We start from the raw sequence: 18,677 nt of genomic DNA, 5'->3' as shown, positions 1-18,677 counted from the left end.
AATTCAGGAGAAACATGCCATTTCCTCTGACATATCAATACTAAGCCATTGATTATTCATGCCGCTTTACAAACAAGTTATAGGGTAAAAACACCAAAATCATCAGAATCAAAGCGATCGATGCCAGCCAGACAAACAAATCATACTTTACTGGCTGCTGTCGCATCTCCGAAATTTCTCGCATGGCCTTAATCAGGTTTTGTGGTGATCCGGGGGATGAAATAAAATCAAATCCCACCCGCTTAGCCACCGTCTCCATATGCGATTTCTTTTGTGAAGATAAATGTTCAGTTCGTGGTTGATTCTCATTTAATTCTGCAGCATCGCCCCGACTGGAAGCATAGACATCTTTGTGCATAACTTCATTAATTTCCCAATACCCTTCAATTTCACCAAATTCATTAGTTTTGGGAATCGGTACCAGATCACTGCCGCCAATACCGACGATTACTCCTGGAACTTCTCCCGGTGTATCAGTAAATTTAGGAAACAGTGTCTCATGTACCGGAGGAGCTTCATGACCATCAGTTAAAAAAACGACGGTAGGCGGTGGCGTAATTTCCTTGGCTTGCCGAATAGCCGTGTACAGGGCTTTTGACATTTCACTGGAACGGGCCCAAGCCATAGTTGGATGAAACTGTGACAACATTTGCATCAGATCATGATAATTGGCACACACCTCTACCGGTGTCATCAGAATCAAGCTGCGTGCTTCACTGAAAATGGCTAGACCCGCATGCGAACCACAAGGCATACTCAGTATTGACTGACGGGTATATTCCTTTGCCCAATTCAGCCGGCTGATAGTTTCACTGCCAAACCGGGCGTCTTCTACATTCATACTATCAGTGATATCAATAACAAATAGGCTATCCATCACTTCTATTTCCCGATCAACGGGGGGGAACCACAGCGCCGCGATGATCAAAATCAGACTGATCAGCATCACCAATGCGGTTAAAAATATGCGTTTGGGATAACTCAAACTCATGGTAAATCAACCTTGAAAGCCTTGGTTTCGATACTGCGTTCGCTATAGATTTCCTGTTTTTTAAAATTACCATCGACTTCGGGATCTTCAGGCACTAAGCGCAATGCTACTTCAAGATTATAACGGGCATCCCAAAACTCCGGCTGCATCTTCAATGCACTACGATAGTCCTGCTTCGCTAATTCCACCAAGGGAATCATCTGAGGATCGTTGCCATCCATTTCCATGGCTTCACGTAGATTGATATTTCCACGGTTAAAATAGGCTGCAGGCAACCATTGTGTTTGCTGGCTGCCCAGAACCAGCGTAAATTGCTCTAAAGCAGCATCATTCTGTTGTTGATTAACCAGATAGTTACCTTGCGCAAAATGTGCGCGAGGATGCTCAGGAACTGTTTCATATTCTTCGGGAGCCGTCACAAAGGCTTCAATTTGCATTTGCCGCCATAACTGCCAACTTGTCACTAGCACCACAATAATGCTGATGACAAAAATGGTCAGCAGCACCCAGCGTAATAGTTTTAATGTGTTACTCATGTGCTTTACGAACTCCCCAGTAACTATATAAATGTGAACTTGCCAAAGGCAGCATGGCGAGTAAGGCTAACCATAAAAACCAGTCTGCTTTTGGTTCATGAGGTACCAGCTCTTCCACAATTAACGTCTGGTACTGTTGCTGGTCGATTTCATCCATTGCGGCATCAAACTCTTCCAGTGAACCGGCTTCAAAGGCGCGATACGGTATGCCGATACTTTTAAAAAACTCATGGACTTTACGTTCAGGTAAATCGGTATAAAGAATGTTGTCGTTTTCAGAGGGCTCCAGTGTCATGCCCTGTCTTGCTTTTAGGTAAATCCAGTAAATACTGAGATTCATCTCTTTATAACGTTGGGTGATCAACTCCATGGCTTCATCGGTCATCAACTGACCACCATCCGATACCAGTAAGACAATGCGTGAACCACGATAGGGTTGGTTTTCAAACATTAATGCCGAATTCATCAGTGCATCTGCCAGATTGGTGTCAGATAGTCCTTTACCTAGTGAGTTGGCCTCAATGGTGGCCAGAATGGCTTCCTTGCTGTAGGTCAACGGCAAAAGATTAATCGAATTTGTGCTGAAAAAGACAAATCCAAATCGGTCATCCGGGCGTTTTTTAACGAATTCGGTCAAATAAGTTCGAGCAACACGGCGTTTGGAATTATCACCCGCTACAGAGTAATTCGCTGCCTGAGTGGTCACCGCAAACGCATCATCCATACTGCGGCTCCGATCCAGTAACAGAACAATTTCCGCTCCTTCTCCAAGCCGCTCTACAGTACGTTCCGGTATCGCGGGGCTGGCAACTGAAAACAGTAATGACGCAATCACCACCGAAGCTAATACTTTAAGAGTCATACTGATGGTTCGAGATAAAGGGTCATGCGGCACAAGTGCTGTCCATGCCACGGTTTTATCCAGATTATTATTAAACCAGGGCAACAACGCCAAAGGTAATAACAAAAGGACGAAGGGAAAATCCCATTCGAGGCCAAACAGCATCATGCCATTTTCTCCCTCGCACGGCAGGCACGCGCCAGTTTAATGACGCTCTCGAACTCTGCATTTTGTTGAGGTTCACGGCTGAAATAATGCGACGCTGACTGTTGATAAAAACGGGTTATTTCCGGTTGCAGATCCACCAACCACGGGCAAGCATCCCATAATTGCTGCAGCTGACTATATATCACCACCGTATTGGCGCTTTCGTTGAAAGCATGATGCATGACGCGGGTAGCTGCATCGGCATCTTTGTGACCAAACCAGCGTAATTTATTCAGCGAGAATACCGCCTTGGCAAAAGGCAATCGTTTGCCTGGCCGTAAGCCAAGATGCCAGATTAGCCAGATCAAGACCATTATCAAGGCGATAGCGACAGCATAAACAAGTTGTTGCTTTAATGGGCCAAAGTCGGCAGCTAACAAACGCTGATCCCCTCGTAAGGTCAATTCCATTGCATCTTCATCTGTTGCGTTTAAAAATGACCCGGCTGAAAACTCTGCCGATGGAATAGTCAGCAACTCACCCGAATTTGTTCTGAGCGTATAGCTTGGTGTCTGTAAAGTCCGGGTTTTCGCTGGGACATTTACCAGTTGATACTCAAGTTTCAGTACATTGCTGTTACTGGATAGTTGTTGCAGATTCAACCATGGCCCATGGCGCTTGTTCAGTTGCGGTAAACTGTCAGCATCAATATCACTGACACTGACTGGCAATACAATACTCGCAGTCACTATGTCACCAATCAATAACCCCCAACTGCGATCTAGACTGATGGTCACATCTTGTGCCATAAGCTGACTGCTGAAAATAAAACTGATAATGAAGATCCAACGACGCATTATGTGCATTCCTATGATTTTTTCATGGCGGAGAAATACTGTGTCAACTGATGTGGTGTGACCTCTCCAGAGACAAAAAGCGGCTTGACGCGATAACGCATAAAACAGGCCGTCAATTTCTCAAAATGTTCATCCAATTGTTGCTGCCAGCGTTTTTTGATGCCCGGGCGAATCCAAACGCTATGACGCTTACCGGTTTCCGAATCACGCGTTTCGGTCCAGCCGGCGTGCGAAGGTAAATGATCCACTTCATCATGTTGCCAAACGATAGGTATGACGGTGTAATGTGCCAATTTTCTTAAGGTACGATCCACCAAATCAATATCACAGCAGAAATCAGATGCCAGAAAAACCATCGCTTTGGGACTGGTAATTAAATCGGCAGCATCAAACAATCCCTCGGCTCCGGGTGCTGAGGGTGCCGCCGCCTGAATAATCTTTTCGGCTGCAACGGCAGGCATACTGCGTTGTCTGGTGGGCATCACTGAGACATCTTTACGCCATACCGCATCAAAACCTGCCATGGCAAACCGGTCCCCAAAACCAATCGAGCTATGAGCGATCATATGTGCCAGACGAGCCACACGTTCATTACTGACACTGGAAACCGACATCGATCGACTTAAATCAGCCAGTAACCATAAGGTAATGGATGAGCGTTGCTGATAACGTCTTACTAACCAGCGTTCCTGATTTCCTATAGCTGAATCGGCAATATTGGTGCGCAAACTGGCTCGAACATCCAGACGTCGTGGATCAGGATAATCAAACAAATCAGCAAAACCAGCAAAACGGTCACCACTTCCCATTGCGGTGCCGTTATGTGCACCCGGCACATGACCAAACACCTTATCCGGAAAGCGGTAGCTAAATTCCTGAGGTTGAATAGGCTTCATAATGAGGCCCGCTTACGGCGTAGCGATATGGTCGCGTAACGCCTGAACAAACTGCGGCATCAACTGCTCACGACGGCCATCATATACCGGTGACAGAAATACACGATGCGTCAATGACGGCAGTAATACAAAATGAATATCATCCGGCATGACGTGATCACGTCCTTCCAGCCAGGCACAGACCTTGGCCGCACGAACCATCGCTGACATACCACGAACACTGGCACCGGCAACCACCAAGTCTTCCACATAAACATCGGGCAAGGTAATGCCGAGTTTATGAGGTTCCCAACTGGCATCCCACAGACGAACCACATAGTTTTCAATTTCCGGAGAAACATAGACGCTGCTCTGAATATCCCGATCCAACGCATTGAGATCTCGATAGTTCAACAGTGGATCACCAATTGAACTCAATAAAGCATCAACATCATGGAACGCCGGATCAAAAATCAATTTGCGGCGCTGTTCGTCTTCCAGCGGGCGACTGATATTAATCTCGAACAGAAAACGATCGCGCGCAGCAGCACTGAGTTCAAAGGTTTCTTCTTTTTCCACCGCATTGCGATCTGCAAACACGATCATGTGCGGGAAACGGTACTCTTTACCAAACGCTTCAGCGCTGCGCTCGGCCATTGCTCTCAACAATAACGATTGAACCTGAGGACGGGCACGGTTTATTTCATTGAAGAAAAACACAGCTGTTTCTTCACCTTTGGCAATCAACGGACCAGGTTCGATAACCGGTTTACCATCCGCATTTACCCAGGCACTGTAAAGCAGATCGTTTGGCATCAGATCAACACTACCCTCAATCCGACCAAAGGCGCCGCCCAATGCTTTTGAAAAAGCACGTAACAGGGTGGTTTTCCCAACCCCGACACCACCTTCGAGCAAGACATGGCCACGAGCATGCAGTGCAATCAGAATCAAACGAATCGCCTGTTGCTGACCAATCACCACATTATTGACTACCTTTTCCAGTGCCAACGCATGCTCACGCGCAGTAGCTAATTGCTGCTTATCCGACATTCTCTCTCCCCTTTAATAGGTAATTTTTATTTTCAGTATGACGTAAAAAATATTTCTTAAGTTAAGGCTGTTTCTGAACATCCTTAACCACCGGTCTCAGTGCTAGCCTGACAGTAAAAGCCGAAAAATCCCAGATATTTACAAATTCACCGTGACCTGTACCCGTTCACGATCATGAGGCAACGAAGAGTTCTTGCAGGAATTTATCACTGAATACCAAATTGTGAAACCAACCAGCTGCACCATTCATTCAAATTACATCGCTATCAAGCGGCTAAATATCAAGCCAGGTTCACTATCCAAATACCTTATGACAGCCATTAAAGCGCGAAAGCCAGATTTATACATCAGATATTTGCCCATGGACATCGGGCAAATATCCCGTTAGTCATCCCGCTGCTTTGCAGAGCTTATCTCTGAGCCTAGACTATAACGATTATAAAGATGGATAAACCATGAATCTCAGACTCCAGCTTTTCTTCAGAATCATGCTGATAGGCTTTGTGTGTTTGGTAGTAAGCGCAGGCTATGTGCTTTATCAAACGGATCAACAAGCCAAACTGGAAGCTGATCTGACTGCTTTACGTATCGAAAAACAACTGACGCAACAGCTACTTAAGATGTTCTCACGCTACGATTATTCAGTCGCCTTTCCAGATACCAATATTTTGCAGCAACTTAATGGCGTACCAGGCTCGTGTGTGCAGTTTTTATCCCGAACAGAAAGTCGCCGTCGCAGTCTGTGTAATGAAGTTGTGCATGATGAAACCCGCTGGCCAGGGTGGTTTGGCGAGTTGTATCAACAATTTTTTCAACCCGATTACGAAGCCTCACGTCGGTTTTCATTTAATGCGATTACCTATGGCAATATTTTAGTGTCGCTGAATATGGAAACTGAAATTGCCCGGGCGTGGAGTAATTTGCGGGCTGTCATCGGCATTTTGTCAATGAGTATTCTGGCTGTTTCGCTATTAGTGTTTATGACCATTCACCGTATGCTCAGACCGGCGCAACTAATCGTGCGAGGTCTGGAAAAAATGCAACAGGGAGAATTACAAACGCGCATTCCCAGTTTTGATATCGGCGAATGGCGACGCACCAGTGAAGCCATTAACGCCCTGGCATCCACCCAGCAACAAATCATGGATGAAAATCGCTTACTCGCGTTGAAACTGATTAATGCTCAAGAAGAAGAGCATCGGTTTATCAGCCGGGAACTGCACGATGAATTTGGTCAATGTCTGGCTGGGATTAATGCGTTAACAACCTCCATCAGTCAGACTGCACGTAAGGATTGCCCTTCCATCATTAGCGAAACGGAAGGTATCAGTCATATTACCGCGCATATGATGTCAGCTTTGCGTGGATTATTAACCCGTTTACGACCCGCCGATGTCGATGAACTCGGTTTGACGCGAAGTCTGGAAAAACTGATCAAGAGCTGGAATCAACGCACAGGAGGAGAAACCCGGTTTAATCTGCATATTGATGAGGGCGTGGATTCTCTGCCAGAACCCCTGCCTGTAAACTTGTATCGAATAGTGCAGGAGTCTCTGACCAACATTGCCAAACATGCAGATGCCCGTGAAGCGTATATCCAATTGAACTATGTGGCTCCAGAGCTGGTTATCCTGCAGGTTGAAGATAATGGCAAAGCCAAACGTGACAATCTTACCCAACATATGGGCGTAGGATTGTTAGGAATATCAGAACGCGTCAATGCTTTGGGTGGCAAAATCAACATGGATATTCAAAAAACCGGCGGATTGAAACTGTTGATTACTTTACCGGTCACTCCTTCCTCAGCAGCAATACTGGAGCAGCCTCATGTCGGATAAGTCGATTCAAATTCTGTTGGTCGATGATCATGCAATTGTGCGTGAAGGTTACCGTTCATTGTTGCAAAAGCAACCTAATATATCGGTGATCGCGGATGCACGTGATGCGGCAGAAGCCTATCAAAATTATAAAACCTTCCAGCCGGATGTCGTGATCATGGATATTTCAATGCCAGGTCAAAGCGGTCTGGAAGCTATCTCTCGCATCAGACAATACGATGGGCAAGCACGTATTCTGGTGTTCAGCATGCATCAGAATCCCAGCTTTGCCTTGCAGGCAATTCGCGCTGGGGCTTTAGGCTATATCACCAAAAGCAGTGATCCGGCCTTGCTAATACATGGCATTTATCAGGTTTATGAAAATAAACTCAGTCTGAGCCCTGATGTAGCTCAAGCGTTGGCATTGGAAAAACTGGGACAAGATAAGGCCCGATTAGATGACTTAACAGTCAGAGAATTTGAGATTTTGCGATTGTTACTGGAAGCCAAAAACAATCAGCAGATAGCTGACATTCTGAATATCAGTCCAAAAACCGTCTCGAATTCGCATTACATTATTAAACGCAAATTAGAGGTGAATTCGGATATTGAACTCACCCGCCTCGCCATACGCATGAAGTTGTTAAACTTGCGCGATTTGATTGACGAGGCGGAATGAATCCGGATGAATCAAAAAAGTCTTAAGCTGCTTTATCCTTGTCATCAAACTCATTACGGATGAGATAATCAAAGGCACCTAATGCCGCCCTGGCGCCTTCACCCATTGCCATAATGATCTGTTTGTAAGGAATGGTCGTCACGTCACCGGCTGCAAACACCCCCGGCATTGAGGTAGCACCGTGAGAATCAATTTCAATCTCACCGTATTTGCTCAACGTTAAGGTGTCTTTTAACCAGTCGGTATTTGGCAATAAACCAATCTGTACAAACACCCCGGCCAATTCGATATGGTGCGATTCCTCAGTGGCACGGTCTTTATAGTTGAGACCATTTACTTTCTTGCCATCACCCGTCACTTCTGTGGTTTGCGCACCAATAATCACAGTCACATTATTCAGACTATGCAATTTCTTCTGCAATACCGCATCAGCTTTCAATTGGTCAGCATATTCCAGCAATGTTACATGCCCAACAATACCAGCCAGATCGATAGCCGCTTCAACACCTGAGTTACCACCACCTATGACGGCAACATGTTTACCTTTGAATAACGGACCATCACAATGCGGGCAATAAGCCACACCATGTCCACGGTATTCTGCCTCGCCTTGCACGCCAAGCTCACGCCAGCGAGCACCGGTAGCAATAATAATAGTCTTACTGGTTAGTTTGGCACCGCTCTCCAACTCCACTTCGAGCATCTTGTCTTTCTGGCGTAATTTAGTCGCACGTTGCAACTTCATCACGTCTACTTCATATTCTTTTACATGTTCTTCAAGTGCAGCGACCAGTTTTGGACCTTCTGTCTCTTTCACAGAAATAAAGTTTTCAATCGCCAGGGTATCCATCACCTGCCCACCAAAGCGTTCGGCCACGATACCGGTGCGGATCCCTTTACGTGAGGCATAAATTGATGCCGAAGCCCCTGCTGGTCCGCCCCCAACTATCAGCACATCGTAAGGAGCGCGTTGATTGATTTTTTCGGCTTCGCGTTTGATTGAGCCGGAATCCAGTTTGCCAATAATTTCTGTCAGTCCCATCCGACCTTGCCCAAAAACCTCACCATTAAGGTAAACCGTTGGTACGGCCATGATTTGGCGTGCTTCCACCTCTTCAGGATACAGTGCTCCATCAATCATGGTGTGATGAATATTTGGATTCAGCACAGCCATCAGGTTCAAAGCTTGTACAACCTCAGGGCAGTTCTGGCAGGACAATGAAATATAGGTTTCAAAAACAAACTCGCCGTCGAGCTGTTTGATTTGCTCAATCGTTTCAGGCTCAGTCTTCATTGGATGCCCACCGGTATGCAGTAATGCTAATACCAGTGAAGTAAACTCATGGCCCATTGGAATACCGGCAAAACGGATTTGCTCCTGACCTTCAGGCTGCTTGATACGAAATGATGGTTTACGTGCATCATTATCGGCATCAGAGAAGCTGACTTTGTCAGACATATCGGCAATTTCCACCAGCAACTCGCGCATTTCCTGAGACTTTTTGCCATCATCAAGTGACGCAATGATCTCAACCGGGCGTTGCAGATTCTGCAGATAAGTTTTTAACTGTGAAGCAATGTTTGCATCCAACATAAGGCACCTGCCTGTCTAAAATTCTATTAATGTTTGGGTGTTGTCCGGGCTGGTTAGCCCGGACACACAAGATCCAACGGATCAAGAATTTCGTGAGAAATAATCATTTAGTTAAACGATTACTTGCATCCGATTTTCTTTAGATTTTGCCAACCAAATCCAGAGATGGTGACAAGGTTTCTTCACCTGGCTGCCAAGAAGCTGGGCAAACCTCACCATCATGTGAAGCAACATATTGAGCAGCTTGGATTTTACGAACCAGTTCTTTTGCACTACGTCCAATACCCAGATCGTGGACTTCGCATACTTTAATCACACCTTCAGGATCAATAACAAACGTACCACGCAGAGCCAGCCCTTCTTCTTCAATCATCACTTCGAAGTTACGGCTGATCGTACCTGTAGCATCGCCTAACATAGGGAAGTTAATTTTTTTAATGGTTTCTGAAGCATCGTGCCAAGCTTTGTGGGTAAAGTGGGTATCAGTAGAAACTGAATATACTTCAACGCCCATTTCTTGCAGTTTTGCATAGTGATCAGCTAAGTCGCCCAATTCAGTTGGACAGACAAAAGTAAAATCAGCTGGATAAAAGAAAACTACAGACCACTTGCCTTTCAGATCGGCATCCGTCACAGGAACGAACTCACCTTTATGAAATGCAGTAGTTTTAAACGGTTTAACAGTAGTGTTGATCAATGTCGACATGGTCTACTCCTTGTTGATTGTCAAAAGCGACAGTGGATATTCTATGGTTCGGCTATACAACGGTCAAACAACTTAATTCTATTAATATAATCGGAATATCCGATATTAAACCCGCCATTATAAAAAAAGCCCCTGGAGTCGAACCCCAGAGGCTTTTCAAGCACATTTTAGACCGCTATTAACGGTTGCAAATGTACATTGTTACTTCAAAACCGAAACGCATATCTGAATATTCTGGTTTAGTCCACATAATCATTTCTCCTTCTGTTTAAGTAATCGCTATCCGCTTTTCTGGATAACGTGAGAAGATATTACGCCGCAAAAAACAGAACACTATAAGAGTTAATCTTGATTAGGCTCAGGATTTTCCTGAATCCTCAATCTTATCAACAATGGCCTTAATCGCATTGGTTAGCAGGGTTAGCTGTTCTGTACTAATGATATAAGGTGGCATCACATAAATCATTGAACGAAAGGGTCTTATCCACACTCCCTGATCAACAATAAATCCGGGTAACCAATCCATTAATCCATCCAGCGACTGGTTCAATTCCACTACGCCGATAGCGCCTTTTACCCGTACTTCTTTGACGGAGGGATGGGAAGTTAATCCATGCAGCTCATCAGTAAGTTGCGATTCAATTGACAAAACTTGTTGCTGCCAATCTGATTCAATTAATACATCAATACTTTCACAGGCCACCCGGCAGGCAAGCGGATTCCCCATAAACGTCGGGCCGTGCATTAATACGCCTTGCCCATCAGCCGAAATGCCCTGCGCCACACGGGTCTGGCATAAAGTTGCAGCCAATGTCATATACCCGCCCGTTAAAGCCTTACCTAAACATAATATATCCGGTACAACGGCAGCCGCCTCATAGGCAAAAAGATGACCAGTGCGGCCGAAACCCGTCGCGATTTCGTCAAAAATCAGTAATACATTGTGTTGGTCACAAAGCGTACGCAGTTCACGCAGATATCGGGCACAATAAAACCGCATACCACCAGCGCCTTGCACCATTGGTTCAACGATTACAGCGGCCAGTTGGTCATGGTTGGCCTTGATGAGCGTCCGCATTTCGGCGATATCACTATCCTTCCAGTCATCATCATCACGGCAGGTTGGTGCCGCTGCAAATAGATGTTGAGGCAGTACTTTGGCAAATTGAGAATGCATACCATTGACCGGATCACAAACCGCCATCGCCCCGAAGGTATCACCGTGATAGCCGCTTCTCAGTGACAGCAGTTTTTGTTTGTCAGTTTTGCCCTGGGCGAACCAATACTGAATGGCCATTTTAATCGCGACTTCAACAGACACTGAACCGGAGTCCGCCAGAAAAACATATTGCAGCGCATCATCAGTAATATCGATTAATCGCCGCGCTAAACTGACTGCCGGGTCATGAGTCAGCCCACCAAACATGACATGCGACATTTTATCGAGCTGATCTTTGGCTGCTGCATTGAGCCGCGGGTGCCCATAGCCATGGATGGCCGACCACCATGAAGACATACCATCAATGATTTGACGGCCATCTGCGAGGGTTAAATACACGCCTTTTGCCGAAACAACTTCATGTAAAAGTGGCGGATTTTGTACGCTACTGTAGGGATGCCACAGATGTTGAGCATCAAATTGCAGATTACTAAGTTCGGTCATGGAAGAAATTCAATCAAAGCTTACAAGCCAGGTAAAAACAAAACTGCCCGTTAAAACCTTAACGGGCAGTTGGAAAGAGACAGAGAGATCAGTCTATTTGGTGACGCTAAAGCTCTCACCACAACCACATTCCGAGGTGACATTCGGGTTTCTGAATTTAAAACTCTGATTTAGCCCTTCTCGGACAAAATCCAGAATCATACCTTCCAACATGGGTAAACTGTCTTTATCCACCACGACCTTGACGTCGTCTTGCTCAATAATCATATCGTTGGCCGCCACAGCATCGGCATAATCCAGCGCATAGCTGTAACCGGAACATCCGCTCTTGACCACACCGATGCGTAATCCAATACCATTGTCACGTTTGGCAACCATATCGCGAACACGCTTAACTGCTGATTGTGTCAATGTAATTGTTGTCATTTTATTACCTATTCATTAAATGATTAAAACGACTGGCTTCTTTCTCAATTAAGACCGCCAGCTGTTCAATTTGTTCTGTCGTGTTTTCCAATGAAACACTGACCCTGACAGCCCCAAGAGCAGTCATGTCATCAATTCCCATGGCTTTAAGCACATGGCTGGGCATTTGTCTTCCTGTACCACAGGCTGAACCACTAGCGACAGAAAATCCTTTACGGTCCAAAGACATCAATAAGGTGTCTGAATCAAACCCCTGTAACGAAAAAAATACCGTATTAGGCAAACGTTCAGTTGATTGGGCAAAAATCGTGATTCCGGGAATTTTACCTAACCGAATTTCCAGCAGGTTTCTTAATTCATGACAATATTGCTGATAATGCGTTAATTGCTGCTTGGCGTATTTTGCTGCAACACCAAAGCCCACAATCGCTGCAACGTTTTCCGTTCCACTTCGTTTTCCATGTTCCTGACCACCACCCAACACATAAGCAGGCCAGTCGAGACTTTTATCAAGTATCAAAGCACCGATACCTTTTGGGCCGCCGAATTTATGCGCTGACAGACTCATCATTTGTATACCGGCAGCTTGAAAATCAATATCCAGTTTGCCAGCCGCCTGTACTGCATCACAATGAAATACAATATTGCGTTGCTTTGTCAGTTCAGTTAACTGAGCAATATTTTGTACTACACCCGTTTCATTATTGGCCCACATAACAGATACCAGTCTGGTATCGTCGGTTAGCAGGGTTTCAAATATTTCAATATTGATGAGCCCATCCGCATTGACCGGGATAAATAATACTTCAAACCCCTGTTTTTCAAGCCGTTTTGCCGGTTCTAATACTGCTGGATGCTCAGTACTGCCAATTAATACTCGACCTGAGTCAAACAGTTCGGCCACCCCGCTAAGAGCCTGATTATTCGACTCGGTACCGCCACTGGTAAAAATGATCTGTTCACTGGCAACATTGACCAACTCCGCGACTTGCTGTCGGGCTTGATCAATTGCCGCATGAGTATATCGACCAAAACGATGCGTACTGGACGGATTACCCTGCTGCTGTTTGAGATACGGCAACATGGCTTCCAAAACACCATCAGCCAATCCGGTGCCGGCGTTATGATCTAGATAAGCGAAAGACATAAGACTTGGTAGCGAGATCTAAAAAGCATCAAATTTGATGACTTTTTCACTGCTATTACGATTATTCAGATTACGTTCATAGTCATTTACGACATGGTGCAAGGTGATCCCCGCGAGATAAACTCGAATTTGATCACTCAGACTTTGCCATAGCTCATGACTGACACATTGCTCATCTGCATGACAATTATGTTTGCCCTGACATTGCGTACTATCTACTTTTTCATCGACGGCTGAAATCACATCTAATACTGTAATTTCGGTCGCCGAACGACTTAGCCGGTAGCCGCCTCCGGGCCCACGTGAACTGCTGACCAAGCCCTGTTTACGTAATCTGGCAAATAACTGTTCTAAATAGGAAAGTGAAATTCCCTGACGCTCCGAAATATCAGCAAGCGTTATCGCGCCGACACCATAATTGAGACTTAAATCGAGCATTGCTGTTACAGCATAGCGACCTTTCGTCGTTAAGCGCATATTGATTTCCCATCACAAACTATTTTGCTAGTTTTTCATACCCGACTATTTTAGTCAACTTTAGCAGAATCGTTATCTTTATCCAGCTCACAGCCTTCGAGTTCCGGCATGGATACGTCAGGTATTTCCCCACCGAGCCGGTGAATTGTCTGGCACATGGCATCCATGCGCTTTTCCATCAGATGAATATGTTCAATCAATCCATGGATGGCGGATGCTACTGGATCCGGCGTTTGTGTTGAAGTACCGTAAGCATCAAAACCGACCGATTGGGCCAATTTTTCCTGTGCTTTTTTATCAGGGTTTTTCTGACTTCTCACCACTCGCCCAGGAATTCCAACAACAGTTTCATTGGCCGCCACATCTTTGACCACTACAGCATTGGAACCAATACGAGCACCTTCATGCACAGTGATTGGACCCAACACTTTTGCCCCAGCGCCGACAACCACATTATTGGTTAACGTCGGATGACGTTTCCCACCTTTCCAGGATGTTCCGCCCAGTGTCACACCGTGATATAACGTGCAATCATCACCAATTTCGGCGGTTTCACCAATCACGACCCCCATGCCATGGTCAATGAAAAACCGGCGACCAATTTTGGCTCCCGGATGAATTTCAATGCCCGTCAGCCAACGACCTATAGTTGACATAAAACGGGCTAGCCACATCCAGCCTTTTTTCCATAACCAATGACTAAATCGATGCAGAGTCAATGCATGAACGCCTGGATAGGTAGTGACGATCTCAAATACATTGCGCGCCGCCGGATCTCTGTCAAAAACGCAGTAGATATCTTCTTTAAAACGCTGCCAGCGGGTCACATGTAGTTGGTCGTTCATTTTGAACTCCTCGCTTTGGTTTCTGCTGCACGCAAAATGCCATGCAAAATCTGAACTTCATTTCGATCAAGATCAGCGCGGTTAAATAATCGACGAATTCGCCGCATTAAATAACGTGGATTGTTCGGATCCAAAAAGCCAATGGTCGTCAGGCTGCGTTCAAAATGGTCATATAGATGCACCAGATCTTCAGCATGGATCGCTTCTCGTTCTTCGCCGATACGGCCTCGCTCTATCGTGGGATTAAAGCTCATACGTAATTCATAGGCCATAACCTGCACCGCAGCAGCCAGATTTAACGAGCTGTAATCGGGGTTGGCCGGAATATTGACCAATGTATGGCAAAGATCCAGTTCATCATTCGATAATCCGGAATGTTCGCGACCGAATACTATCGCTATATGGGTGTCGTCATCATATTTTTCAAGCGAGACAGCAGCCTCTCTGGGGTTCATGAGTGGTACGGCCAAATGGCGAAGACGGGCACTCATACCAAACACATGCTGACAACCGGTTAAAGCGGATTCCAACGTGTCATGGACGATAGCTTTTGCCAGTACATCATCCGCACCAGAGGCCCTTGCGGTCGCTTCAGCATTGGGGTACATCTTTGGTGCAACCAGATGCAAATTCGATAAACCCATCGTTTTCATTGCCCGGGCCGAAGCGCCAATATTACCTGGATGGGTAGTGCCTACTAAAACAAAGCGAACTTTTTCTAAAAGCGTCATGCCGTTTTCCTGGTTATAAACATGGCGTCACCGTAACTGAAAAATCGATAACGTTGTTCAATAGCATGTTGATAGGCCGACATAATATGATCCCGTCCAGCAAAAGCAGATACCAACATTAAGAGCGTGGATTCGGATAAATGAAAGTTGGTTATCATCGCATCGACCGATCTGAACTGATACCCCGGGTAAATAAAGATATCTGTTTCTCCTGAATAGGAAGCAATTTCCCCACTCTGCGAAGCACTCTCCAAGGCTCTGACACTCGTCGTGCCTATAGCGATGACCCGGCCACCTTTCTCACGGGTTTGGCGAACCTTTTCGCCAACCGACTCATTCACTTCAATTCGCTCTGAATGCATCTGATGAGTACGTATATCCTCAACCCGAACGGGCTGAAAGGTACCGGCTCCAACATGTAATGTGACTTCGGTCAGATCAATACCAGCGTCACGGATACGTTGCATTAATTGCTGATCAAAATGTAAACCCGCTGTGGGTGCCGCTACCGCACCGATATGTTTGGCATAGACCGTTTGATAACGTTCCAGATCATTTTTATCTACTTCGCGTTCTATATAGGGAGGCAATGGTAGACGACCATATTGTTCCAGAGCTTCAATGATGTCCCAGTCAATATCAAACCGGAGCTCAAATAAGGCATCATGGCGTTCTAAGACTTCGGCACGAAGTTCAGATTCGAGAATTAATATTCGCCCAACACCTGGCGATTTACTGCTCCGAATATGTGCCAGAACGCGTTTATCATCCAAAATCCGCTCGATCAAAACTTCGATCTTACCGCCTGTTTCTTTCTCACCTAATAAGCGAGCAGGAATCACCTTGGTATTATTAAACACCAGTAAATCATTGGGGTTGAGTAGGTCCAGAAAATCGCTGAACTGCCGATCGGCCAATTCTCCACTATTGCCATCAAGTGTCAGCAATCGGCTGGCAGTTCGATCTTTAGACGGGTACTGGGCGATTAACTCCGGTGGGAGTTCAAATTGAAAGTCGGTTCGTTGCATGGCGAGATCATAGCAGAGCTATCGTATTTTTCGTTAGGTAAAATCACGCCAAGTTAGGAAATTATCATTAAAATATTAAAACAGGCTTTCATAATCCAACCGCCCTCGTTATAATGCTCGGCTTGTTGCCGGGGTGGCGGAACTGGTAGACGCGCCGGATTCAAAATCCGGTTTCTTCGGAAGTGCGAGTTCGATTCTCGCCCTCGGTACCAAATTTCTATTTCTTGTCAAAATCTCAATAATTCAAACATATCAGTCAGTTAGCGGTATATTTCTGCCGCAAAATTGGTCCAGTGTGCGGGTAAAAACGCTAAATTGGTACATAAATTGGTACAGCGACTGGTACAACAGCAAAACGATGACGCCCTTAAATCTGCTAAGGAGTCGCTCATCATGCCCACCAAAAGAAATGGGATCTTCTACTTTCGCCGCGCTATCCCCAAAGCCCTTCAAGCCAAGCTAAATCGCAAGGAAATCAAATTCTCGCTCAATACCCGTGACAAGCTCCAAGCTTTGCATCTTGAATGGCTGTGTGCTATCAAAGTCAACGAAATGATTGAGAAAGCGAAGGCTGGTATGGAATTTCCTAAGGGACCCCTTTTTAACTTTGAAAAGAGCAACAAAACGTTTGCCGATAAAGATGGCAATCAAGGAGCAGAAACATCCAAGCGCATCGATCCAGAGACGATCAAGGCTTTTAGTGACGCCGGCGTTCCACCTGAGCTACTACTGGCGATGGCAGAACGATTTCTGCAAGCGGAATCGCCAACGCCACAAATTGCTACCAGACAACACGCAGATCCCCACATCAATGCGCTGAATGACACTACTCTGGGTGAGTTTATAGCGCGCTATACCAGCGAATATGCGGTCATACATAAACAAAGTTTAAACACCCACATACAGACGCACCTGCGCCGCCTGACTGACATTATTGATCCCAATTTACCTATCGCAGATTTTAGCCTTGTGCATGCGGGACATGTACGCGACAAAATCATTGCACTTCCTGCACAGAATCGGAAATACGCATCTTTGACGGTAAATCAAACAATTGAAGCGGCCCATCAAGCCAATCCTGAATACAATAGACTCACGGCGAAAACCGCAAATGACCATTTGGATACCTATCGCGCCCTATTCAGCAAAGCAGTTGCCGATAAGGTTTACCCAGAACGTGCTAACCCATTTCAAGAGATCCGCGTTGCCGCTAAGGGAGTTGAAGCACGTGCAGAAGCCAAACGAAAAGCATTAAACAAACATCAGCCATTTAGCGACGACGATCTGACCGCCATGTTTTCGACCAGAGTTCACATGGCTTATGGCAGTAACTATTTTCATGAGCAATTTAAATACTGGATCCCTTTAATAGGACTGCTAACAGGCAGCCGAATGTCGCAAATTGCTTCGTTGTATTGTGAGGATATTCGTAAGCAGAACGATATTTGGGTTATCGATTTTAACGAGAACTCGCCGGATAAAATTGCGAAAACCAGTGCCTCTTTGAGAGTCGTGCCGATGCATCCACTGCTCGAGAAATTAGGCTTGCCAGCTTTTGCGTCGCGCGTTGCAGGATCTGGTCAAAAAAGACTGTTTCCTGAGCTCAGTAATTTTCACAGAAACACTTATGCAAAACGCTTTGAAGACTGGTTTAACCGAACACTGCTTATCGAAACTGGCGTACGAGAAAACACACTTTCCAAGGAAAAGACCTTTCATTCATTTCGAGCAACGTTGTTAGATCTTTTAAAACAAGCAGGTTTAGAGGAGTCCGTTAGAAATCAAATCATTGGCTGGACGAAAAATGAAGACAAAGGCAATAACGTTGCCCGGAACCATTATGATTCGCCCAATCTAAAAGTCATGCTTGATGCTGTTAGTAAAATAAAACTCCCCACATCGCTCGAACAACTACCGCCTTTTCCAGGTGATATCAAACTGAAATTTACACGGCCAACCGGTAATCAACACACCCGAAAATCAAATGCTGATCCTGAAGGTAATAAAAGCTGATAGCGGTAGATTTTTTACCCCTAATTTGACTTAGTAACGGATTAACCAAGTTGGGACTTCCCATATATTGTCACCGGGATATCCTATTATTGCGGATGTCCATTTCGACGCCTCAATCAATGCTTGGAGCATAGAGAAAACGTTACATAAAAATAGCTCCCCCACATACTTACCCGAGTAAGTATGTGGGGCCTGACAGAGTAAACGTTTCAGAGATTGACACTACCTTATCGTAACAAGCGAAAGACCCC

At 45.5% G+C, this 18,677-nt stretch carries 19 protein-coding genes and 1 tRNA gene; 4 read left to right on the top strand and 16 right to left on the bottom strand.

What is annotated here, in order from left to right:
• Positions 1–52: 52 nt before the first annotated feature.
• Genes LGT40_RS09440 through LGT40_RS09415 form a run of 6 tightly spaced genes read right to left on the bottom strand, consistent with a single transcriptional unit; the run spans position 53 to position 5,300 of the window.
• On the bottom strand, positions 53–991 hold the full coding sequence (locus LGT40_RS09440; protein ID WP_226071876.1) for a VWA domain-containing protein: 939 nt from the start codon (positions 989–991) through the stop codon (positions 53–55).
• A complete protein-coding gene (locus LGT40_RS09435; RefSeq protein WP_226071878.1) occupies positions 988–1,527 on the bottom strand; it encodes a tetratricopeptide repeat protein in 540 nt (179 codons plus the stop codon). Before LGT40_RS09435 ends, LGT40_RS09440 begins: the two co-directional genes overlap by 4 nt.
• Positions 1,520–2,536 carry a VWA domain-containing protein gene (locus LGT40_RS09430; RefSeq protein ID WP_226071880.1) on the bottom strand — a complete coding sequence of 339 codons (1,017 nt, stop codon included), beginning with the start codon at positions 2,534–2,536 and terminating at the stop codon, positions 1,520–1,522. The genes LGT40_RS09435 and LGT40_RS09430 overlap by 8 nt, the downstream gene beginning before the upstream one ends.
• Positions 2,533–3,372, bottom strand: coding sequence for a hypothetical protein (locus tag LGT40_RS09425; protein ID WP_226071882.1), 840 nt, complete (start codon positions 3,370–3,372; stop codon positions 2,533–2,535). Before LGT40_RS09425 ends, LGT40_RS09430 begins: the two co-directional genes overlap by 4 nt.
• 11 nt (positions 3,373–3,383) lie before the next feature.
• Positions 3,384–4,268 (bottom strand): DUF58 domain-containing protein, encoded by an 885-nt coding sequence (locus LGT40_RS09420; protein ID WP_226071884.1) that lies wholly within the window; start codon positions 4,266–4,268, stop codon positions 3,384–3,386.
• Positions 4,269–4,280: 12 nt separating this feature from the next.
• Positions 4,281–5,300 carry an AAA family ATPase gene (locus LGT40_RS09415; protein ID WP_226071894.1) on the bottom strand — a complete coding sequence of 340 codons (1,020 nt, stop codon included), beginning with the start codon at positions 5,298–5,300 and terminating at the stop codon, positions 4,281–4,283.
• 455 nt (positions 5,301–5,755) lie between these two features.
• Here LGT40_RS09415 and LGT40_RS09410 point away from each other — a divergent pair, with 455 nt between their 5' ends.
• Both LGT40_RS09410 and LGT40_RS09405 read left to right on the top strand, forming a co-directional pair.
• Positions 5,756–7,138: a sensor histidine kinase gene (locus LGT40_RS09410; RefSeq protein ID WP_226071895.1), complete on the top strand. Its 1,383-nt coding sequence runs from the start codon at positions 5,756–5,758 to the stop codon at positions 7,136–7,138.
• Positions 7,128–7,796, top strand: coding sequence for a response regulator (locus LGT40_RS09405; RefSeq protein ID WP_226071896.1), 669 nt, complete (start codon positions 7,128–7,130; stop codon positions 7,794–7,796). Before LGT40_RS09410 ends, LGT40_RS09405 begins: the two co-directional genes overlap by 11 nt.
• Positions 7,797–7,818: 22 nt before the next feature.
• Here LGT40_RS09405 and ahpF read toward each other — a convergent pair whose 3' ends face one another.
• The 10 genes from ahpF to queA form a co-directional block, all read right to left on the bottom strand.
• The gene (ahpF, locus tag LGT40_RS09400; protein WP_226071897.1) at positions 7,819–9,390 is read right to left on the bottom strand and encodes an alkyl hydroperoxide reductase subunit F; all 1,572 of its coding nucleotides are present in this window, start codon (positions 9,388–9,390) and stop codon (positions 7,819–7,821) included.
• 139 nt (positions 9,391–9,529) lie between these two features.
• Positions 9,530–10,096 carry an alkyl hydroperoxide reductase subunit C gene (ahpC, locus tag LGT40_RS09395; protein WP_226071898.1) on the bottom strand — a complete coding sequence of 189 codons (567 nt, stop codon included), beginning with the start codon at positions 10,094–10,096 and terminating at the stop codon, positions 9,530–9,532.
• A gap of 178 nt (positions 10,097–10,274) precedes the next feature.
• Entirely contained in the window at positions 10,275–10,346 is a 72-nt protein-coding gene (gene pqqA / locus LGT40_RS09390; RefSeq protein WP_081443609.1) for a pyrroloquinoline quinone precursor peptide PqqA, read from the bottom strand.
• Between the two features lie 108 nt (positions 10,347–10,454).
• The gene (gene bioA / locus LGT40_RS09385) at positions 10,455–11,759 is read right to left on the bottom strand and encodes an adenosylmethionine--8-amino-7-oxononanoate transaminase (protein WP_226071900.1); all 1,305 of its coding nucleotides are present in this window, start codon (positions 11,757–11,759) and stop codon (positions 10,455–10,457) included.
• 93 nt (positions 11,760–11,852) lie between these two features.
• Positions 11,853–12,185: a HesB/IscA family protein gene (locus tag LGT40_RS09380; protein WP_226071901.1), complete on the bottom strand. Its 333-nt coding sequence runs from the start codon at positions 12,183–12,185 to the stop codon at positions 11,853–11,855.
• A gap of 4 nt (positions 12,186–12,189) precedes the next feature.
• Positions 12,190–13,332 carry a cysteine desulfurase family protein gene (locus LGT40_RS09375; RefSeq protein ID WP_226071902.1) on the bottom strand — a complete coding sequence of 381 codons (1,143 nt, stop codon included), beginning with the start codon at positions 13,330–13,332 and terminating at the stop codon, positions 12,190–12,192.
• An 18-nt stretch (positions 13,333–13,350) separates the two neighbouring features.
• Positions 13,351–13,809 (bottom strand): Rrf2 family transcriptional regulator, encoded by a 459-nt coding sequence (locus LGT40_RS09370; protein WP_226071904.1) that lies wholly within the window; start codon positions 13,807–13,809, stop codon positions 13,351–13,353.
• Between the two features lie 50 nt (positions 13,810–13,859).
• Positions 13,860–14,654, bottom strand: a complete 795-nt coding sequence (gene cysE, locus LGT40_RS09365) for a serine O-acetyltransferase (RefSeq protein ID WP_226071906.1) — start codon at positions 14,652–14,654, stop codon at positions 13,860–13,862.
• A complete protein-coding gene (locus LGT40_RS09360) occupies positions 14,651–15,385 on the bottom strand; it encodes an RNA methyltransferase (RefSeq protein ID WP_226071908.1) in 735 nt (244 codons plus the stop codon). The genes cysE and LGT40_RS09360 overlap by 4 nt, the downstream gene beginning before the upstream one ends.
• Positions 15,382–16,413 carry a tRNA preQ1(34) S-adenosylmethionine ribosyltransferase-isomerase QueA gene (queA, locus tag LGT40_RS09355; RefSeq protein ID WP_226071912.1) on the bottom strand — a complete coding sequence of 344 codons (1,032 nt, stop codon included), beginning with the start codon at positions 16,411–16,413 and terminating at the stop codon, positions 15,382–15,384. The genes LGT40_RS09360 and queA overlap by 4 nt, the downstream gene beginning before the upstream one ends.
• Before the next feature lie 127 nt (positions 16,414–16,540).
• On the opposite strand from queA, the gene LGT40_RS09350 reads away from it, so the two are divergent.
• Positions 16,541–16,625: transfer RNA gene (locus tag LGT40_RS09350), tRNA-Leu, on the top strand.
• Between the two features lie 181 nt (positions 16,626–16,806).
• Complete coding sequence (locus tag LGT40_RS09345) at positions 16,807–18,426, top strand: site-specific integrase (protein ID WP_226071913.1); 1,620 nt, start codon at positions 16,807–16,809, stop codon at positions 18,424–18,426.
• Positions 18,427–18,677: the final 251 nt, after the last annotated feature.

This window comes from Methylophaga pinxianii (assembly GCF_020447225.1).
GTDB classification, from domain to species: Bacteria; Pseudomonadota; Gammaproteobacteria; order Nitrosococcales; family Methylophagaceae; genus Methylophaga; species Methylophaga pinxianii.
This window is presented reverse-complemented; position numbering and strand designations above follow the sequence as displayed.